Consider the following 1944-nt stretch of genomic DNA (forward strand, 5'->3'; position numbering starts at 1 on the left):
GATGCCGTCTGCCAGCACCACCACGGGATGCCAGAACAGGGCGTTGATCATGACGATGGCCAGATGGCGAAACAGCGGACGGCGTGGGTTCATCAAACGTCCCTCCTGGAGGGCATGGCTCGTATCTGGCGCGGCCACTAGAAGCGCGCCTGAACGGTGAAGTAGACGGGACTTTCGCTATGATCGATGGCATCGGCCTGGATAACGCCCGCCTAATAGGCAAGGGTGTCATCACGCCGGTCGACCAGAGCAATACCGGAGGGGGGACGTAAAACGTCGTCTTCATCCAAGAAATTTTGGCAACAGTTTGCCCCGGCATTTACGCTCAATGATCAAACGCTATAGCCATAATGCCTCTGGCATGTCGCCGATAAAAATGCGCTGTACTACTGCCTTCCTACCACGTATTTTTGGAATAAAATTACTCATAACTCAACTTAACTCTACTTGTTACTTTGTCACTTCATACGGCGTAGCAATGGCTACCGCAAGACCTCACTCAACGGCCGTGATGCCTGGATATGGTGACCCTGCTCAACGTTTCCAGACGTATATTTATCACCACCTGGTGTCGCACCGGCTGGCTGACAAGACATGCTGAGTAGACTCGACATTATCGAGATACTACCCCAAGAAAAGGAAGTAAAAAAATGCAGTAGAAATGAATGTCGTAGCGGAAAAGCACAACGATAGGAGCATTGACATCAAAAGGGTGAAGAAAGGAAAGCAGTTAGGAAAAAGAGGTCATTCAACCACATCTTGAATTGTCCAATATTTCCTACAAAGGAAACTCCTATCTCCTAACTTCACCTGATAGGCAGATAGCAAGCGCAGACAGAGGGCTGATAGCAAGCGTAGACAGAAAGGGCTGATAGAAAGGGCTGATAGAGAGGGCTGATAGAAAGGGCTGATAAAAAAGTGGGGATAGAAAGTGCCGACAGAAAGCGGGAAAAATGAGCAAAAAATCACCACGTCCTGTTTTACGACACGCTCATATGACCCAACCACGACACAGCCACACCCTTCGAAAGGGGGTGATGCAACACGCCCAGCCCTGGCTGTGCCAGCCAGCTTCTGCCCGCCTCGGCATAAAGTATTAGCCCTGACGCATCACAAATGCTATACAAGGGGCGCTCGCTGTATAATTCTTAAGTCACTGATACTGCAGGCGTTGTAGCCATGGTCGGGAACCTCCTAGATCGGCCAGGCCCTCAGCGCCGCGGAGGGTGAGTGAGCACCGCAGGGAACAGGCGAGTGAAGGCACTACGCCGGAAGGAAACCAACCAGGACGAGACATGAACTACCGATTGATGTTCCAACTCACAGACTCCCTCAACACAAAGTCTCTCGAACCCCTGACGCTGAAACCGTCACCGCTGGACATGCCCGAACATCAGATCGATACCTTGCTGGAAGTACCCGGCACAGACGAACTGCTTGAACTGCCCTTCACCGCGGAAGAAGAAGGAAAGACAAGCCTGGTCTTCGTCCAGGGTCGTGTTGTATCGACCAAGAAGACCTACACCATCTCTGACGGTGGCGAGAGCGCCAGGTGCCTCGTCACCTGCTTTATCGAACCTAACCGCGTGGTAAAGCAAGGCACTGGCGAGCTCATCCTCGAGCCCACCGTCGACAACATCGAAGAGCTCATCTAAGCGTTACCGCTTGCTCTCCTAGCCACCAGGACGAGTCGACCTGTCTTGAGCCCCGGGAGACCCTTAGAGGCCCTGGGGCACAAGGAAGGGGCACAGGAAGTCCTCTTGCCTGGTGATTGATCGTGACGCCAGCTCTGGCATTATCGACCCCAGGCAAGCGGGTAAACAGCCCCAAGCCATCGCCCCTGGGCAACCTGACGCAGTCCTTCGCTGTTCACGTCACGGATGACGTGAAGACACCGCACAAGGAGCCATGATTCATGCTAGGTGCACTCTCCGACTTCCCCGA

At 53.2% G+C, this 1944-nt stretch carries 1 protein-coding gene; it reads left to right on the forward strand.

Annotated features, from left to right (window positions below; genetic code table 11):
* Nucleotides 1–1295: 1295 nt before the first annotated feature.
* Nucleotides 1296–1655 (forward strand): hypothetical protein, encoded by a 360-nt coding sequence (locus tag KUW18_RS19540; RefSeq protein WP_206938463.1) that lies wholly within the window; start codon nucleotides 1296–1298, stop codon nucleotides 1653–1655.
* Nucleotides 1656–1944: the final 289 nt, after the last annotated feature.

It is taken from the genome of Halomonas sp. DP5Y7-2, from assembly GCF_019802025.1.
GTDB lineage: Bacteria > Pseudomonadota > Gammaproteobacteria > Pseudomonadales > Halomonadaceae > Halomonas > Halomonas litopenaei_A.

Excerpts from the sequence above, each read along its gene's own strand:
- KUW18_RS19540 (WP_206938463.1), top strand. The coding sequence starts at position 1,296 with ATGAACTACCGATTGATGTTCCAACTCACAGACTCCCTCAACACAAAG.